Source organism: Bacillus sp. EKM501B (assembly GCF_011800505.1).
Classification (GTDB): Bacteria; Bacillota; Bacilli; order Bacillales; family Bacillaceae_G; genus Bacillus_A; species Bacillus_A cereus.
This window is the reverse complement of record NZ_JAALFZ010000003.1, coordinates 90,339-109,573: the sequence shown is the minus strand read 5'-3', so window position 1 is coordinate 109,573 and position 19,235 is coordinate 90,339. Positions and strand designations below refer to the sequence as shown.

Here is a 19,235-nt window from a genome sequence, read left to right as displayed (position 1 = left end):
CTCCGCTGCGGGTTCAGTCTCGTTTGATGTAAAATTCCATTCTATCGGATATTGTACCATTTTTTTCTGAAAACAAGAAATACGGTTTCTAATAAATAGAAAAAAACATTTCATACGAATAATGAAATGTTTTTCTTTTTGTCACTTTCTCTTTTTTTCATATAGAGGCTCAACAATTGCCTTTTCAATTATCATATTAAAAATTGAAATACAAATTGCCGCAACAATCGCTACACCAAATCCTGATATATTAAAAGCATCTCCTAATAATGAATCTGCTATTTTTAACGTAATCGCATTAATAACAATTAAGAAGAAGCCGAAAGTTACAACAGTAATTGGTAGCGTAATTAAAATTAAAAACGGCTTTACGAACACATTTAAAACCGCCAATATAATACTCGCAATAATTGCAGTTTGTATATTTGCTACGTAAAATGCATCTGGTGCAATCCCTTTTAAAAGTCCCGATACAGCGATTAACACAACGCTATTTACAAGAAGTGATACAATCCATCTCATTTCGTTACACATCCTTTTAAACATATATATTTCATCATACGCTAATAGATAATAAACGCAAGTATGATACGAACACTTATATCAACTTATTCTATCTTTCATGCTTGTATACCTACTAACATTTCTTAGTAAAATAAGGGCCGCACCATCTATGTTCATGAGTTTTTACAAAAGTCCAAGTGAACTCTTTATCTACAATATAGATATCACCTTTATACGCATCGTCCCTCTCACACAATATATCATCCATATGTAACAAACTCGCATCCTTTATTAACAGTACCTCATCACAGTGTTGGTAGAAAATGTAGCAATCCTTTTTCACTTCATTATGAAACGTGTTCTTTGCTTCTTTACCCTCTAAACACTTCTTTTTCTCATAACTAAATATGTGCCAAAGATACCCACATCCATACTTATCTCCATAAAGAAAAATGTCTTCTTTTTCTTCATCACTTAAATGATTTGCAAAGTGATCCTCCCAGCGCTTTCGAAAATATACACCCCAACTTTGAAACTCTCTTACTTTCATATTTTTCTTCCTTAACACCTCTAAAAACTTCATCTTCTCCCCCTATACAATAAAAACCGAGCGTCATTTCCACCCGGTTTTCATCAATAAACTTATTGCGATAATTCTACTTCTTTTATTTTCTCTTTCATTCTTGCTTTATCACGATTTAAAATCTCTTTTAAATATTTACCTGTGTACGAGCGCTCTTCTTTCACTACTTGCTCTGGCGTTCCGGAAGCAACGATTTGTCCACCTTTATCTCCACCCTCTGGTCCAAGGTCAACTATATAATCAGCTGTTTTTATCACATCTAAATTATGTTCAATTACAAGTACCGTCTCACCGCTCTCAACAAGACGTTGCAGCACTTCTAGAAGACGTGCAATATCATGCGCATGCAAACCAGTCGTTGGTTCATCTAAAATGTATAACGTACGTCCTGTAGAACGACGGTGTAATTCAGAGGCTAATTTCACACGCTGTGCTTCCCCACCAGATAATGTTGTTGCTGGTTGACCTAATTTCATATAACCAAGCCCAACGTCTACAAGCGTTTGAAGTTTACGCTTAATTTTTGGGATATTAGCGAAGAACTCTACTCCATCTTCAATTGTCATCCCTAACACTTCAGAAATATTCTTATCTTTATATTTCACTTCTAACGTTTCACGGTTGTAACGTTTACCATGACAAACTTCACACGGAACGTATACGTCTGGTAAGAAGTGCATTTCGATTTTAATAATTCCATCACCACGGCACGCTTCACAACGTCCACCTTTTACATTAAAGCTGAAACGTCCTTTTTGATATCCGCGCACTTTCGCTTCATTCGTTTGTGCAAACACATCACGAATATCATCGAATACACCTGTATACGTCGCTGGATTAGAACGTGGTGTACGACCGATTGGTGATTGATCAATATCAATTACCTTATCTAAATGTTCAAGACCTTTAATCTCTTTATGAGTACCTGGCTTCGCTTTCGCTTTATATAACTTTTGAGCTAGCGATTTATATAGTACTTCATTAATCATCGTACTTTTACCAGAACCAGATACCCCTGTTACCGCTACAAACGTACCAAGCGGGAATGACATTTTCGCATTCTTTAAGTTATTCTCTTTTGCGCCGACAATCTCTACTTTACGTCCATCACCTTTACGTCTTTCAAGTGGAACTGGAATAAACTCTTTACCGCTTAAATACTTCCCTGTTAATGAATTATCATCTTGCATCACTTCAGCCGGCGTCCCTGCTGAAACGACCTGTCCACCGTGAATACCTGCACCAGGCCCTATATCAAGTAAATAGTCAGCAGCCATCATCGTATCTTCATCATGTTCAACAACAATTAACGTATTACCTAAATCGCGCATTTCTTGCAATGTACGAATAAGACGATCGTTATCACGCTGGTGTAAACCAATTGAAGGTTCATCAAGAATATAAAGTACGCCAGTTAGACGAGAACCAATTTGCGTCGCTAAACGAATACGCTGCGCCTCACCACCTGATAAAGTTCCTGCGGCACGACTTAACGTTAAATAATCTAAACCAACGTTCACTAAGAACCCAACGCGCTCCTGAATTTCTCTTAAAATTAAATGAGCTATTTTTTGTTGCTTCTCCGTTAGCTCTACATTCGAGAAGAATTCTTGTACTTCTTGAACTGAATACTTCGTTACGTCAGCAATCGTTTTATTGCCAACAAATACAGCTAAGCTCTCAGGCTTTAAGCGTCCACCTTTACACTTCGGACAAGCTTGTTCTGCCATATACTTTTCCATTTGCTCACGAACATAATCAGAACTCGTTTCACGATAACGACGTTCAATATTTGGAATAACACCTTCAAATAAAATCTCATTTTCCTTTACTTGACCAAATTCATTTACATAGCGGAAATAAACCTTCTCTTCACCGCTTCCGTATAACACTTTATCAAATAAATCTTTCGGTATATTTTTCACAGGCACATCCATATCAACGCCATAATGATTACATACAGATTGTAAAAGTTGCGGGTAATATTGTGAGCTTGTCGGTTCCCAAGGCGCAATCGCATGTTCCTTTAACGATAAATCCCAGTTCGGGATAACAAGCTCTAAATCTACCTCTAGCTTTGAACCAAGTCCATCACAAGAAGGACATGCTCCGAACGGACTGTTGAATGAGAACATACGCGGCTCTAATTCTCCGATTGAAAAACCACAATGCGGACAAGCATGATGTTCACTAAATAGAAGTTCCTCTTCTCCCATTACATCAATTAACACTCGGCCTCCGCCAAGCTTTAATGCACTTTCAAGTGAATCAGCAAGACGGCTTGCGATTCCTTCTTTTACAACAATACGGTCAATTACAACTTCAATGGAATGCTTCTTATTTTTATCTAACGTAATATCTTCAGATACATCAAGCATTTCACCATCAACACGTACACGAACATATCCTTGCTTCTTAATATCTTCAAGTACTTTCACATGTGCACCTTTACGCCCAGACACGATAGGAGCTAACACTTGTAATTTCGTACGTTCAGGATATTCAAGAACACGGTCTACCATCTGCTCTACTGTTTGTGATGTAATTTCAATTCCATGATTTGGACAAATTGGCGTACCAATTCGCGCAAATAATAAACGTAAATAATCATAAATCTCCGTTACCGTTCCGACAGTTGAACGTGGATTACGACTCGTCGTTTTTTGATCGATTGAAATCGCTGGTGACAATCCTTCAATCGTGTCCACATCTGGCTTATCCATTTGTCCTAAAAACTGGCGCGCATACGCAGATAATGATTCTACGTATCTGCGCTGCCCTTCTGCATAAATCGTATCAAATGCTAATGATGATTTCCCCGAACCAGACAATCCCGTTACAACGACAAGCTGATTTCTCGGAATGGTTACATCAATATTTTTTAAGTTATGTGCTCTAGCACCTTTTACAACGATAAAATCCTTGCTCTTACTCACTTTTTTCACCCTTCCGCTTTTAATTCTAATAGTAAATCTCTTAGTTCAGCTGCACGCTCGAAGTCTAACGCTTTTGCTGCTTCTTTCATCTCTGCTTCCATCTTCGCAATTGTCTTTTCGCGCTCTTTTTTCGTCATTTTCTTAGAAGGAGTTGCTTCGTATGTTTCTGTCTCTTCAGCAGCTGTCGTTGCACGGATAACATCACGAACGCCTTTTTGAATCGTTTTCGGTGTAATACCATGCTCTTCATTGTAAGCTTCTTGTATACTACGACGACGCTTCGTTTCTTCAATCGCAATCCCCATAGATTTCGTTATACGATCTGCATACATAATAACGCGGCCGTTTTCATTACGCGCGGCACGACCAATTGTTTGAATTAATGAACGTTCTGAACGCAAAAATCCTTCCTTATCAGCATCTAAAATAGCTACAAGTGATACTTCCGGAATATCTAATCCTTCTCGCAATAAGTTAATGCCGACAAGTACATCAAATTTACCGAGGCGAAGATCACGGATAATTTCAATACGTTCTAACGTTTTAATTTCAGAGTGAAGATAGTTAACTTTAATTCCTACATCTTTTAAGTAATCCGTTAAATCCTCTGACATTTTCTTCGTTAAAGTCGTAATTAATACACGTTCATTTTTTGCAATACGATCTTGAATCTCTCCTAATAAATCGTCAATTTGCCCTTCAATTGGTCGTATATCAATTGGTGGATCTAAAAGCCCTGTTGGACGAATAATTTGTTCTATTACTTCTGGTGACTGCTCTAACTCGTACGGTCCTGGCGTTGCTGAAACGTAAATAACTTGATTTGTTTTCTCTTCAAACTCATCAAACATAAGCGGTCTATTATCTAGAGCCGATGGCAGACGGAATCCATGATCCACAAGCACTTGTTTACGTGCTTGGTCACCGTTATACATCGCTCTTACTTGTGGTACTGATACGTGCGACTCATCCATAACAATTAAGAAATCTTTCGGGAAATAGTCTAATAACGTATACGGCGTTGCCCCCGCTGGACGAAGTGTTAAATGACGGGAGTAGTTTTCAATACCTGAACAAAAGCCCATCTCGCGCATCATTTCTAAATCATAACGTGTACGTTGCTCTATACGCTGCGCTTCTAACAACTTACCGTTATCATTTAACTCCTTTAAACGTTCTTCTAATTCTTTTTCGATATTTTCAATAGCGACCTTCATTTTCTCTTCACGTGTAACGAAGTGAGATGCTGGGAAAATTGCTACATGATCACGTTCTGCTAATACTTCACCTGTTAACGCATTTACTTCACGAATACGATCGATTTCATCACCGAAAAACTCAATTCGAATACAATGCTCATCAAGTGATGCTGGGAAGATTTCAACTACATCTCCGCGTACACGGAATGTACCACGCTTGAAATCAATATCATTACGTCCATACTGTACATCAACAAGTTCACGAAGCAATTGATTACGGTCTTTTTCCATACCAACTCGAAGCGAAACAACTAGCTCGCGGTATTCTTCTGGAGAACCTAAGCCATATATACACGAAACACTCGCAACGATAATTACATCGTCCCGTTCAAATAATGCAGACGTTGCCGAGTGACGCAATTTATCAATTTCATCATTAATCTGCGCATCTTTTTCAATAAACGTATCTGTTTGTGGTACATACGCTTCTGGCTGATAATAATCGTAGTAACTAACAAAATATTCAACTGCATTATTCGGGAAAAAGTCTTTCAACTCACTATATAACTGCCCTGCTAACGTTTTATTATGAGCCATAACAAGTGTTGGCTTTTGCACTTCTTTAATGACATTTGAAATCGTAAATGTCTTACCCGTTCCTGTCGCTCCAAGCAACACTTGCTTTTTCTTTCCACTATTAATTCCCTCTACAAGCTTCTCTATAGCTACCGGCTGATCACCTTGCGGGGAATACGCTGAGACAATTTCAAATTGACGTTCCAAGAAAATCCGACCTCCTCATAAAAATCTGTATTATTATTTTACCACGAATACCTATAAAAAACCTAAAAAAACGAACAGATATTCGGTAAAGTTTTCGACAATATACACATAGAAAAAGGAAGGAGTAAATACCTCCTTCCTCTACTAATTCTATTTTTTAGGTACATATACTAAGTCATATCCATTGCGCCCAGCTTCATTCATACAATCTATTAACCGATAAGTACTTTCTGATTCGCGCTGCTCTTTAACAATACCTTTACAACTATCTTTATGTAACCCTTTATCCTTCCCAGCAAATTTGTCTTTTCTATTATCTGACACATAAAATATATCGTTCCCACTATACTCTAACGTTTGAAAAATCGGGTCCCCTTCAAGGGTATACTGTACAATTCTTATTTTATCAACTTCCCTTTGCTCGACATTCAAAACGAACTTTTCAAATTTATCTAGATTGAGAATTCCTGCTCCCTTTACAATGACATCATTCTTCTTATCAATTGTAGTGCTAGATGGTGAACATGCTACTAAACTAAAGAGAAATAGACTTATAAAACTGGTTCTTTTTCCTATTGTCATCCTCTCCTATAAAAATTATTTGTATACCAGAAAAGCTACTTTCAACTATGAAAGTAGCTTTTCTTTTCCTTTCTCCTTCTTCGGAAAAATCACATATGAAAATGAAATCGCTGTATCAACTAAAAATATAATCGCCCACACTTGACTCACGCGACTTGCAGCTTTATTTAAAACGATTCCCGATTCTAACCAATTACCCCATTGTTCAAATGGAATAAATCCATACGCGAAGAAAAAGAATATGTGCACACCAACGAATAAAACAAGATGTAATACCCAATTTTTTATTTCCTGCTTTGCATAGGCCATACCTGTTAATTCTACCTGTTCTTCAATAATAGGCGCCGGTTCATTACGCCATTTCGCAACTGATTTTTGTACAAATATATCAAGCTTCTTTAAATCCTTTTTCCCGTAGAAAACTGCATATAATAAAATGATTACAGTAATAATCTGAAAGTTAGAGAACTTTCCTGTTTGATAATAGTCCACTACCCCTAAAGTTAAAATAAATACTTCATTTACGAGGAGTACAATCCCCATAATAAAACTCGCCCTTTTCAAACGGAATCCGTAGCGAAGTAAAAAGAAACCGATAGCTGATAACCAAAATACAATTTCTGCCCCAATTAAAAAATACCAACGATATTCTGCGAGTATACTCATTTATCCTTCTCCCTTTCATCATAAATACGAAAAGCCTCATCCATATATACTAAAAGTTCTTCTTCAATTGGATACATGCTCATTTTCTGTGAATCTTCCTTCGATTTTCTAACTTCCCATAACTTATCTAAAAACGCTTCGTCACCATTAGCCATTTCTAAACATTTCTGCAGTAATTTCTTCGTTGCCTCTTGTACTTCATCACTCGCGACTTCTTTACCGTCTTTCATAAAAGTACGTAATTGCTTTAATAAATCTACCCATTCTAAAACATTCGGATCTTCCTCACTCATATTTGGCAAATTCTGAAGCAATTTTTGTTCTTCCTTTGAAAATACTTCATTTTGAAATATTTCACGTATACGAGGAGACTGTTTTGAAAGCTGAATAAGTTCAAACATAACTTTCCAATCAAGTTCTCCCTCTACATCTACCGAATAAACAACTGCTTGTAAAATACGCTCCATTCGATTAAATTTCTTTTGTTCTTCCTGTACAAACCGAAGTTGTTTTTCAAGCGAATTTTTTAAATCCAGCTCACCTTTTACTAACATATTCGCAGCTTCTTTTAATGAAAATCCCATTTCTTTCAAAAATAAAATTTGTTGCAAACGAATAACGTCATTTTCACTATATAACCGATGTCCACCCTCTGTTTTTCCGCTCGGCTTTAATAAATCTATTTGATCATAATAACGTAGTGTACGTACTGTAACCCCTGTTTCTTTCGTCAATTCTTGTATTGAAATCACTACCATCACCTCTTCCCTCTCATTATAAAAGATGACGTTACGTAACTTTCAAGCGTTTTGTAAAAAAAATACAAAAAGCTGTTTATACAAAGTGTATAAACAGCTTTTATGGAAATGACCCCTTTTGTATGGCGCGCCCACAAAATAAAATAACTGCTCCAACAACAACACTCGTTGCCGTTTTATGATAATGGGCTAATAATAATAAATAATACGATAAACCTACAGTACCAATCATAATACAAATGCTCGGCACTGGATTACGAGAAAAGTTTTGCATTCCCCAAAGAAGCGAAAATATAGCTGTAGCGACACATAACACCGGTAATCCCATCCCAGTTCCCCTTTTTCTATCTATTATTCCTTGTTGCTAACACGCTCGTTGATGCGATACTAATTAATAAATCAAAACCAATCCTTATATATTTAAACGTTTACTCTAATTGAAATCTCTCAAACTTATCGTTCATTTTCTCTCCCCTTACTCCAGCGTAAAGATTTCCTCCACCTTCACTCCAAAATACTTGGCGATTTTTAAAGATAACTCTAGACTCGGATTGTAATGATGGTTTTCAATCGCCACTATCGTCTGCCGCGTCACTTGCATCGCCTTTGCCATTTCAACTTGCGTTATATGATTTTGCTTTCTTAACTCTTTTATTTTATTTTTCACACCCATAGGCTCCACCTTCAAAAGTAAAGATATCTTTACTTAAATTATAAATATTTTCCAGTTATAAGTAAAGATATCTTTACAAATTTTAGAAAAATGTTTCACTGAACACCTACTCTAATAAAGTACAAGAGTAATTCAATTTATATCAGCGCAACTTAAATTATATCGGCGATTTCCCAAATATATCAGCGCAACTCCATTTATATCGGCGATTTTTCAAATATATCGACTTACCGACAAATATCGACATCCGTAGCGCTACTATAATCATAAGAAAAAGCTGTCCCCAAATACCTTCGGGAACAGCTTTCTCCTCTACTACATAAATCCTAGCGCATATACAAGAACGTATCCAAGAACCGATAAGCAAACCGAGCCAATCAGCCCCGCCACGAACGCTTTGCTTCCTAACTTACGGAACGTTTTAAACTCTACATTTAAACCAAGTCCTGCCATCGCCATTGCGATTAGCATATAAGCAATGACAACAATGTATCCCGCAACAACTTCTGGAATAATCCCGAGCGAATGCACTGCACTCATCGCTAAAAATCCGAAAATGAACCATGGAATTGGAAGGTCGCGCCACGATCTTTTTTCCTTGCTTCCTTCACTCTTTCCAAACCATAATCCAATTAAAATTGCTACTGGTACGAGCATTGCAACGCGCGTTAACTTCACGATAACTGCGATGTCTACAGCTGTACTTCCTCCTGGCGCCGCAGCTGCGATAACATGAGCAATTTCATGCAGCGTGGCCCCTGAGAATACACCGTAACCATATGGAGATAGGCCAAGCACTGGATATAATAACGTATAAATAAGCGTAAATATCGTACCTAAAATAGCAATAATTGCAGCCCCAACTGCCGTTTCATCATCTTTTGCTTTCACTTGCGGCGCAATTGCCACGACCGCTGCCGCCCCGCAAATTGCTGTACCACATGCTGTTAAAATCCCAAGTTTCTTTTCTACCTTAAATACTTTCGTTAGTCCATATACAACGAAAATCGTAAATGTAATAACAACCGCTGCGATGACCAATACTTTCGGCCCTGCCTTCGCAATATCAACAAGATTTAATCGCATTCCAAGTAAGATGATTCCAAAGCGCAGCAACTTCTTACTCGCAAAGTTCGTCCCTGCAATCGCATCTTGAGGGACTCCAATTGCCGCACGCCAAACCATCCCAATTAGAATAGCAATTACTAATTGTCCCATAATATTTAAAAATGGAAGCTCTGCTAAATATTTCGCGGCAATTGCGATTAATAATGTAATCCCAATTCCTTGCGAAAATCCAAAACGCTTCTTCTTTTGTATAACAAGTGTTTGTTCCATTTTGAACCACTCCAATAATCGTATTGGAACATGCATGTTCTTTCTACTTACATTATAAGAGAGTTTCTATAATAAGTTTAATACCAATACCAAATCTCTATCATTAGAAATACTTATGATAAGATAATAGAAAAAGAAAGGAGCCCATTATATGAACGTAGACATTTTAAAAATTTTTGTTACTGTCGTTGAGCAGAAACACTTCTCTCGTGCAGCAGAATTATTAAACCTTTCACAGCCTGGAGTAAGTATGCATATACGCAACTTAGAAAACGAATTTGGTACTACACTTATTCAACGCTCCCCGAAGCACGTCCAAGTTACGGAAGCTGGAAACATATTATATATACATGCAAAGCAAATGCTCTCTCTTTACGAAGATGCGAAACAAGAAATTAATGAACTACATAACGTTGTAACAGGAACACTGCGCATTGGTGCTAGTTTTACAATTGGCGAATACTTACTTCCAAAAATACTGGCTAACTATGCAAATGAAAATCCACACGTCGAAGTTCATACCTTTATCTCAAATACAGAAGACGTTTTGCAAAGCCTTCGTTCTAATCAAATTGATATCGGCTTAGTAGAAGGGCAAGTCGTATACGCTGACGTTGACGTTGAAACATTTATGCAAGATGAAATGAAGCTCGTCGTCCCGCCAAATCATCCATTGCTCCGCACAAATGAAATAAATGAAAGCTCACTCCAAGATCAAGTATGGGTATTAAGAGAAAGTGGTTCTGGTACACGCGCTTATAGTGACCGCTTTATTCATCAACACCATTTAAAAATGAAACGATTCTTTACATTCAGCAGTATCCAAAGCGTAAAGGAAGCTGTTAGTGCTGGGCTTGGCATCGCTATCCTTTCTGATTGGACTGTACGGAAAGAGCTACTAGCAAAAGAACTATTCCACGTCGAAGTTCCAAATGAACAACTCATCCGTCCATTCTCCATCGTGCGCGGCAAATATTTTATTCCGTCTAAAGCTATTCAAGTGTTTTTAAATCATGTAGATTCCTTTGCGAAAAAACAGCATTGACCTTCACATTAGTGTGAAGGTTTACAATACATGTAAAAGGAGTGAAATACATTGCGAATTGGAGAATTATCAAAAGAAACTGGCGTTAGTGAAAGATCACTAAGACATTACGAAGAAAAGGGCTTACTCCCTTCTAAGCGCCTTGCAAATGGTTACCGTGATTTTGATGAAAGTGCCATCGAAAAAGTGGAGCTTATTCAAATGTACTTACAAATTGGCTTAAATTTAGAAGAGACGGCAAGGATGCTGCGCTGCCTTGAAATTGAACCGCACCTGTACGACAATCCGTGCAGCAGTATCCTTACGCTTTACGAAGATAAACTCAATGAAGTAACAAAGCAAATCTCATTGCTTTCCAACATCCAAACGAATTTGCAAAAACACGTTTCACTCCTAAAACATGCAAAAGAAAAGGGATGATTACATGTTTGTTATACATGGCAGTTCAAGACAAAACGGAAATACAGAAGCTTTAACACATATGATGATAGAGGACATTGAAACAGAACAAATTTATTTGCGTGATCATACCGTCTATCCTATTACAGACCAACGTCATGATGCAGAAGGATTCCAATCCGTAAATGATGACTATGAGCAGTTAACGAAACGCATGCTAGAACACGACACGATTATCTTTGCTACACCATTATATTGGTACGGAATGAGTGGACATATGAAAAATTTTGTTGATCGCTGGTCACAAAGCTTGCGCGATACATCCCTTCATTTCAAAGAAAAAATGAAAGGCAAAAAAATGTATGTTGTCATCGTTGGCGGGGACAACCCAAAGGTAAAAGCATTACCGCTTATTGCTCAATTCCAATATATCTTTGATTTTGTTGGCTCTTCATTTGAAGGTTATGTTATTGGGAATGCGAATGGACTGGATGAAATTAAAAACGATGCTGAGGCGCTGACAAAAGCACAATTGTATAATGATACATTCAAAAATAGCGAACAGAAATAAGTTTGACAAACCCTTTTGTATGCGCATACAATAAAAGTAATATTATGAAAGGAAGGTACTTTGACCAATGAAGTTCTAATTCTCTTATTTATTTCATCCATCACAAATAGTGAATAAAAATGATGAAAACTAGCAGGGGATTAGTCTGTCCATTTGTCGATACTTTCTTTCGAAACGATCATGTAAAAAATCGTTTATTTATGTACGATTTTTTACATACAAGGGCGACGTTTATCCTCTCTAGTGAAACTAGGGAGGTTTTTTTATGACTATTTTATTCGCAAGTAATATTGAAAAGAGCTTTGGTGATCGCACACTATTTACATTACCATCACTGGAAATTCAAGCACAGGATCGCATAGGAATTGTCGGAGTCAACGGAGCTGGTAAATCTACGTTATTACAAATATTAAGTAAAGAAATAGAAGCTGACAGAGGCATAGTAACTCATCATAGTTCTATCAGCATCATTCCTCAGCTTAGCGAAGAACTACCGGAAACTGCTTCTTCTCTTGCAAAAGGAAAATGGAGTATTTCAAACGTTACCGACGCAATGAGCGGCGGTGAACGAATGCGGCTAAAGATCGCCCATGCTCTCGAACAAAATGCAGGCATTTTATTCGCTGATGAACCAACAAGCCACTTAGATATGGTCGGTACAGAGCAATTAGAAAAGGCACTTTCATCTTATAAAGGAGCACTTGTTTTAATATCGCATGATCGTGAATTTCTAGATAATATATGTACCAAAATTATTGAAATTGAAGACGGTACTATTCAAGAGTACAAAGGGAATTATTCAAACTATCGAAAACAAAAAGAACGTGAACGAATACAAAAACAAGCAGAATATGAGCAATATGTACAAGAAAAAAATCGTTTAGAACAGTCCATTCTACAAAGAAAGCAACGTGCTTCTAACATGACAAAAATCCCAACGCGGTTCAGTTCATCTGAATCTAGACTTTATAGGTTAAGTGGGGCTCATGGCCAAGAACAGGTTAGCAAAGCAGCGAAGGCATTAGAGACACGTCTCGAAAAACTAGAAAAGAAGGAAAAGCCAAAGGATCTTTCTCAAGCTCAATTTGACGTGCAATACCATACTCCCATTCATAGTAAGGTGGCAGTACAATTCAATAAAGCAACAAAGAAAATAGGCGACCGCACACTATTTAAAAATATGAATGGAACTATTGCCCCTGGTGCAAAGCTTGCCGTTTTAGGGGCAAATGGAAGCGGCAAAACCACTTTGTTCAACATGCTTCTCACAAACGAGCGTGGCATGCAGCTATCGAAAAGTTGTAAAATTGGATACTTCGAACAAACATTATCTATTTTAAAAACAGATAAAACGATTTTAGAAAATGTTCTAGAAGAAACAAACTATACAGAAGCATTCGTTCGCACAATACTTGCACGACTTCTATTCCGCCGTGAGGATGTTCATAAACCTGTGCACGTTCTAAGCGGGGGTGAACGAATGAAGGTTGCACTCGCAAAAGTATTTTTAGGAAACTATAATATGCTTCTGCTAGATGAACCGACAAACTATTTAGACTTAGCAACGCAAGAAGAATTAGAAACCATGTTACAAGAATATCCTGGCACAATACTTTTCATTAGCCATGACCGTGCCTTTATTCGCTCTGTTGCAGACCATATTCTACAAGTAGATGAGAGTGAACCAAGAATCTTCCACGGTAATTACGAGCAATACACAAAAAGAACCACCGGAGCTTCTGTAAACGTTACTGAGCAAGAATTGTTACGATTACAAACAAAATTAACAGAAGTCATCGGCCGGATTTCCATTCCAAATCATCACGATGACATCACATCTCTCGAACAAGAATACGCAAAATTATTAACTCAAATTCAAAAATGTAAAGAAGCGCTCTAATGTCTTCCCTATATATCGACGGGGCCTTCCACATTTCCCAAGAAATATTGAAACTTCGACATACAAAGTAAAAAGCCGTGCATCAGCACGGCTTTTTACTTTATATGCGGACAGCAGTCCCGCTCACCGCAACCATTAACATACCTTCGCGAACTACTTCGTAATCCACGTCGATACCAACAATTGCATTTGCATTTTTTTGTCTTGCGAAAGTTTTCATCTCTTCCATTGCGATGTCGCGTGCTTCTTTTAATTTACTTTCATAAGCGCCAGCACGACCACCGACAACGTCACGAACAGAAGCGAAAAGGTCACGAACGATATTCGCACCCATAATCGCTTCTCCATTGACGATATCGATATACTCAATAATTTCTTTTCCTTGAATTGTAGACGTTGTTGTTACGATCATACTTTATAGCCTCCCATATGAGATTTTTACCTACTTATGGTGCACTAATTCAGTACAAATTATATTTACGAACTAAACTGAGCTTCGTATAACCTACTGTATCCTCCGCCTTGCTCAATTAATTCATTATGTGAACCTTGTTCTGCAATGCCATCTTTATTTACAACGACGATGCGATCTGCATTTTTAATCGTTGCAAGTCTGTGAGCGATAACTAGCGTTGTGCGACCGACAGCTAATTCAGCAAGCGATTTTTGAATCGCAAGTTCTGTCTCTGTATCTAGTGCAGAAGTTGCTTCATCCAATATTAAAATTGGCGGGTTTTTCAAGAACATACGAGCAATAGCTAGACGCTGCTTTTGTCCACCTGAAAGTTTCACGCCGCGCTCACCGATAACAGTATCTAAACCTTCCGGCTGTGAGTAAATTAAATCTTCTAACTGCGCACGTTTTACTGCCTGCCAAATTTCAGGCTCTGATGCCTTTAAATTTCCGTAAGCGATATTTTCACGAATTGTTCCTGAAAATAAGAACACGTCTTGCTGCACAATTCCAATTTGCTTACGAAGTGAAGATAATGTCATATCTTTCGTATCAATCCCATCAATTTGAATTGATCCAGATGATTGCTCATAAAAACGTGGTAATAGGCTACATAACGTCGTTTTCCCAGCTCCTGATGGTCCAACGAACGCAACCGTTTCACCTGCATGTATTTTCAAACTAATGTCATTTAAAATTGGTTCTTTATTTTCATATCCGAACGTAATGTTGTTATATTGAATATCACCATGTACATGTTTAACTTCCATTGCATCTTTAGAGTCTACAATGTCAGGCTCTGTTTCAAGAAGCTCTACATATCTTTTAAAACCGGCGATTCCCTTCGGATAGCTTTCGATTACCGCGTTAATTTTTTCAATTGGGCGGAAGAAAATATTCGTTAATAGAACGAATCCGATAAATCCACCGTACGTTAATTCTCCTTGCAGAACAAACCATGTACCGCATATTAAGACGAAGAGCGTTACGAGCCGCATGAGCATATAACTAATCGATGAATTTAACGCCATAATTTTATACGCCATTAATTTCGTTGTACGGAAACGAGCGTTGTTGACAGCAAATTGCTCTTTCTCAAACTTTTCATTTCCGAATGCTTGTACAACACGAATTCCCCCAACATTGTTCTCAATGCATGCATTAAAATCAGCAACGTCTGAAAATAAACGTCTAAATGTACCTGTCATTTTTTTATTAAAGTAAAGTGCTAACCATAATAGGAATGGAATGACGAAGAACGTTAATAACGCTAACTTCCAGTTGATCATCATCATAAATGCGAATGCCCCAACTAAAGTCATTACGGCGATAAATAGATCTTCTGGTCCATGGTGAGCAATTTCCCCAATTTCCATTAAATCGTTTGTAAGGCGTGAAATTAAATGACCTGTTTTATTATTATCAAAAAATCTGAATGATAGCTTTTGAATATGATCAAATAATTTCTGCCTCATATCTGTTTCAATGTTAACACCAAGCATATGTCCCCAATATGTAACGACATATTGTAAGCCTGCATTTAACATATAAACTGCGAGTAAACCGAAACAAGCCCATAAAATAAGCGTCCAGTTTTGCCCTGGCAATAACTTATCAATAAATTGATTTACGATAAGCGGGAAGCCGAGTTCTAATAATCCTGCGACAACCGCACAAGAAAAGTCGAGTATAAATAAACCTTTATACGGTTTATAGTACGAGAAAAATTTACGCAGCATATCTTACCTCCATTTTCCAAAATTAAAAAGACTCCCTAAATGATAACCATTATCAAATAATTATTCAAGTTATCCGTCTATGAAACTGAAAATAAGCTTTGCGATAGTTGTCGTTTTTTGCTGGAAAGTCGATATATTTCGAGTTGCGCTGATATATTTGCAAAATCGCCGATATATTTCAAGTTACGCTGATATATTCGGATAATCGCCGATATAAATTTCATTTACTAACTACTCTCCCCTCCCCCAAAAACAAAAAAGGTACCACCACAAGGTGATACCATTCCTTCTATTACATCGCTTCTGAATCCCACTCGTGCTCCTGCTCAACGAATACAATACCTAATTCGTGATGTCCACCAGCATATAATGCAGTTTGTGCAAAACGAAGCTCACCATTTGTATCTAATACTTCTAATTTACAAAATGCTCCTGTCGTCTTCGTTTGAAGCGCATCATAAAATTCCTCGGCGCTTTTTGGAATGACTCCATTTACTTTCGTAATAATTTCTCCAGGCAGTAATTTTAGCTCTGCTCCAATTGTATTTGGAATTGTATCTAGTACAACGAGCCCATCATTGCGTGCAGCAAAATATGCTGGTCTTGTTTCATCGGCAATTTTCTCTTGCATCGAGATTGTGAAACGCCCAAGCATTGCGACTCCCATCGCGATAATTGCAAGTACGTGCCACCAGTAACTTGCGACTCCTAAAACGAGCACAAGTCCTGCTAATCCATAAACACGTCTTCCTGTAAATAATAAGGCTTCCGTCGGCTCATAACTTTTAATCTTTCTCATAAATCCAATTAAAAATGGAACGAGGAATAGAGAATATGTATTTGAACCGATTGAAACGACAGGCCACCATGAAATAAACTGCGTTACCGCATCACCCGGTACAAGAATAAAAATAGGAACGATCCATAAACGCTTTGATTCGTGTAAACCAATCTTTAATCCACGCTTCCCCTTCCTAATCCTCGGCGTCGAATATCCTACTGCGTTTTTAGAAATCAATAAGCCTTCTACAATAAGCATAACGCCTAGTAAAATAACAAGGGATACAATGGTACTCTCTTCACCTTCTCGAAGCTGTAAAAAGGAAACTGGTAGCTTAGAAGATAATAGAACACATACAATCGCAATGCTAAATGTATAAGCCGCCGATAAATATCGATACATAGCCGTTAATCCAAATAGTAACGTCCAAATTAAAATGGCCCATAAGCTCGCTTTAGAAACAACAAGTCCAAGCCCAATCGTAACAATAGATACTACTAATCCGTATCCAATCCCTGCAAATAGAGAGGTTCGCAGTTCAAACCAAATATCATAAACTTTAAAAGAAAAATCTTTTCGTTCTCTTAACATACGTAAGTATCCAACGAAGATACTACTTATTACAAATATATAGACAGCAGGGTGTAAGAAAAAACGTCCAACTGCCCGCATTATTTCAAAAATCCACGCCTCCATGAACTCATTCACCACCATTTATATCATTCTTTCTTTTTATATTATCATAACTAAACAAACGTTTGTTTAACACAAAAAAATACAGGCAGCAAACTGCCTGTATTTCTTCTTATTTTGCCATTAATTTTAATGCTGACTGTAATTGTAGATCATTTTCTCCAGAACGAATTTTTTCGATAATTTTAGTTTGAATCGCTTCAGCTGTCTTTTTATCAAGCTGTCCTGTCGCTTCCATCTCATTTGCATTTTGGAATGCTTTCAGAGCCGATTCTGTCTCTTTACTAAAGTATCCATCTTCACGACCTGGTACATACCCTAAGCTCTTAAGCATTTCTTGAGCATGTTTTACTTGTACATCATTTGAATTGTATGAAAGTGTTTTTTCAATTTGAATTGGTGTCGCATGATAATAATTTGGTTGCTTCACTTCTACTGTTGGCGCGATTCCTTTTTTATGAATCCAGTTCCCATCCGGTGTTAACCATTTAAACATCGTTAATTTAATGTTACTGCCGTCTTTAAATGGAACAGCTTGCTGGACAGTACCTTTACCAAATGTCTTTTCACCAATTAAATCGTATCCTTCTCCTTCTTTTAGCGCACCCGCTAAAATCTCTGAAGCAGAAGCACTTCCATTATCAATTAATACTGAAATTGGATATGGTTTTCTCTCTTTCAGTTCCGTAGAGAATTTCTTCTTCTCACCATTTCGCTGCTCTACTTGTAGCATCGGCTTTTTATTCGTCATAATTTCCCCTAGTATATCTTCTACACTATTTAAATAGCCACCAGGATTACCACGTACGTCAATAACTAAGCCTTTTATATTTTTCTTCTCTAACTCTTTTAACTGATCCTTAAATTCTTTCGCTGTATTTTCAGCAAAAGAAGTGATTTGCATATAACCGATATCTTTTCCACTCTCTTGCTTCACAGAACTAAATACTGTAAAGATTGGAATCTTTTCACGCTTAATTTTAAATACGATCGGATCAGTTACTCCCGCACGTTTAATTTCAATTGCGACAGTCGTTCCCTTTTTACCACGAATTTTTAATACTGCTTCTTCACGTGATAAGTCTTTCACACTGTTTCCATCTACAGATAAAATTTGGTCATTCGGTTTAATTCCTATCTTTTCTGCTGGTGAACCTTTAATTGGCGATACGATAATAAGCTTACCGTCCGTCTTGTTCACCTCAGCCCCAATCCCCTCTAATTCGGGATCAAGCGATTCACTAAACTGTTTGGCTGTTTCTTTATCCATATACGTGGAATAAGGGTCCTTCAGCGTAGACAACATACCTTGTATTGCACCTTCAACTAACTTTTCATCTTTCACGTCTTCCACATAACGTGAATCAATTAGTGCATACGCCTCATTAATTTTTGCCAAATTCCCTTGCGCAGTGCTAGCATTCCCACTCGAAATTGTTTGCGTTACTTCTGATGGGTTAACCCCAAATACAGACATGCCTGCAAACATTCCGCCAGCACCAATTAAAAATGCAACAACCATTCCAATAATTGCAACTCTACGTTTCAATGCGGAATTCCCCTTTCCAAAACACACAGGTGGTGTAGCAAAAGGCATCACACAGTGTGTGATGCCTTTACCTATTTCTACT

Annotated in this window: 18 protein-coding genes; 4 read left to right on the top strand and 14 right to left on the bottom strand. The window is 37.5% G+C overall.

The features are described from left to right. Nucleotides 1–141: 141 nt before the first annotated feature. The 10 genes from HFD78_RS09675 to HFD78_RS09630 form a co-directional block, all read right to left on the bottom strand. On the bottom strand, nt 142–522 hold the full coding sequence (locus HFD78_RS09675) for a phage holin family protein (RefSeq protein ID WP_001267308.1): 381 nt from the start codon (nt 520–522) through the stop codon (nt 142–144). Between the two features lie 115 nt (nt 523–637). Next, complete coding sequence (locus HFD78_RS09670; RefSeq protein WP_000670207.1) at nt 638–1,087, bottom strand: DUF4275 family protein; 450 nt, start codon at nt 1,085–1,087, stop codon at nt 638–640. 59 nt (nt 1,088–1,146) lie between these two features. Beyond that, nucleotides 1,147–4,023, bottom strand: a complete 2,877-nt coding sequence (uvrA, locus tag HFD78_RS09665) for an excinuclease ABC subunit UvrA (RefSeq protein ID WP_000045576.1) — start codon at nt 4,021–4,023, stop codon at nt 1,147–1,149. Nucleotides 4,024–4,028: 5 nt separating this feature from the next. After that, complete coding sequence (gene uvrB, locus HFD78_RS09660) at nt 4,029–6,005, bottom strand: excinuclease ABC subunit B (protein WP_000441055.1); 1,977 nt, start codon at nt 6,003–6,005, stop codon at nt 4,029–4,031. 150 nt (nt 6,006–6,155) lie between these two features. Next, nucleotides 6,156–6,587, bottom strand: a complete 432-nt coding sequence (locus HFD78_RS09655) for a DUF4362 domain-containing protein (RefSeq protein ID WP_000152001.1) — start codon at nt 6,585–6,587, stop codon at nt 6,156–6,158. A gap of 45 nt (nt 6,588–6,632) precedes the next feature. Continuing rightward, nucleotides 6,633–7,253: a hypothetical protein gene (locus tag HFD78_RS09650; RefSeq protein ID WP_000025225.1), complete on the bottom strand. Its 621-nt coding sequence runs from the start codon at nt 7,251–7,253 to the stop codon at nt 6,633–6,635. Further along, the gene (locus HFD78_RS09645) at nt 7,250–8,011 is read right to left on the bottom strand and encodes a MerR family transcriptional regulator (protein WP_000260336.1); all 762 of its coding nucleotides are present in this window, start codon (nt 8,009–8,011) and stop codon (nt 7,250–7,252) included. The genes HFD78_RS09650 and HFD78_RS09645 overlap by 4 nt, the downstream gene beginning before the upstream one ends. Nucleotides 8,012–8,111: 100 nt before the next feature. After that, nucleotides 8,112–8,339 carry a hypothetical protein gene (locus HFD78_RS09640; protein ID WP_097814102.1) on the bottom strand — a complete coding sequence of 76 codons (228 nt, stop codon included), beginning with the start codon at nt 8,337–8,339 and terminating at the stop codon, nt 8,112–8,114. 147 nt (nt 8,340–8,486) lie between these two features. Further along, complete coding sequence (locus tag HFD78_RS09635; protein WP_000538364.1) at nt 8,487–8,684, bottom strand: helix-turn-helix transcriptional regulator; 198 nt, start codon at nt 8,682–8,684, stop codon at nt 8,487–8,489. A 315-nt stretch (nt 8,685–8,999) separates the two neighbouring features. Continuing rightward, complete coding sequence (locus HFD78_RS09630) at nt 9,000–10,022, bottom strand: YeiH family protein (protein WP_000438439.1); 1,023 nt, start codon at nt 10,020–10,022, stop codon at nt 9,000–9,002. 151 nt (nt 10,023–10,173) lie between these two features. Between HFD78_RS09630 and HFD78_RS09625 the strand changes: the two genes are divergently transcribed. From HFD78_RS09625 to abc-f, 4 genes are all read left to right on the top strand, one after another. Further along, complete coding sequence (locus tag HFD78_RS09625; protein ID WP_001099982.1) at nt 10,174–11,067, top strand: LysR family transcriptional regulator; 894 nt, start codon at nt 10,174–10,176, stop codon at nt 11,065–11,067. Between the two features lie 51 nt (nt 11,068–11,118). Further along, on the top strand, nt 11,119–11,487 hold the full coding sequence (locus HFD78_RS09620) for a MerR family transcriptional regulator (RefSeq protein WP_001219199.1): 369 nt from the start codon (nt 11,119–11,121) through the stop codon (nt 11,485–11,487). A gap of 4 nt (nt 11,488–11,491) precedes the next feature. Further along, nucleotides 11,492–12,037 carry a flavodoxin family protein gene (locus HFD78_RS09615; RefSeq protein WP_000497613.1) on the top strand — a complete coding sequence of 182 codons (546 nt, stop codon included), beginning with the start codon at nt 11,492–11,494 and terminating at the stop codon, nt 12,035–12,037. A 265-nt stretch (nt 12,038–12,302) separates the two neighbouring features. Then, nucleotides 12,303–13,937 carry a ribosomal protection-like ABC-F family protein gene (gene abc-f / locus HFD78_RS09610; protein WP_000153779.1) on the top strand — a complete coding sequence of 545 codons (1,635 nt, stop codon included), beginning with the start codon at nt 12,303–12,305 and terminating at the stop codon, nt 13,935–13,937. 100 nt (nt 13,938–14,037) lie between these two features. Here the strand turns inward: abc-f and HFD78_RS09605 are convergent, their stop codons facing one another. The 4 genes from HFD78_RS09605 to HFD78_RS09590 all read right to left on the bottom strand — a co-directional run bounded on the left by HFD78_RS09605 (nt 14,038) and on the right by HFD78_RS09590 (nt 19,153). Beyond that, nucleotides 14,038–14,349, bottom strand: coding sequence for a heavy metal-binding domain-containing protein (locus HFD78_RS09605; protein WP_000637523.1), 312 nt, complete (start codon nt 14,347–14,349; stop codon nt 14,038–14,040). Between the two features lie 65 nt (nt 14,350–14,414). After that, nucleotides 14,415–16,130, bottom strand: a complete 1,716-nt coding sequence (locus HFD78_RS09600) for an ABC transporter ATP-binding protein (RefSeq protein WP_000944614.1) — start codon at nt 16,128–16,130, stop codon at nt 14,415–14,417. 292 nt (nt 16,131–16,422) lie between these two features. After that, complete coding sequence (locus tag HFD78_RS09595; protein WP_000388616.1) at nt 16,423–17,607, bottom strand: PDZ domain-containing protein; 1,185 nt, start codon at nt 17,605–17,607, stop codon at nt 16,423–16,425. Between the two features lie 109 nt (nt 17,608–17,716). Further along, the gene (locus HFD78_RS09590) at nt 17,717–19,153 is read right to left on the bottom strand and encodes a S41 family peptidase (protein ID WP_000830313.1); all 1,437 of its coding nucleotides are present in this window, start codon (nt 19,151–19,153) and stop codon (nt 17,717–17,719) included. Nucleotides 19,154–19,235 lie beyond the last annotated feature (82 nt).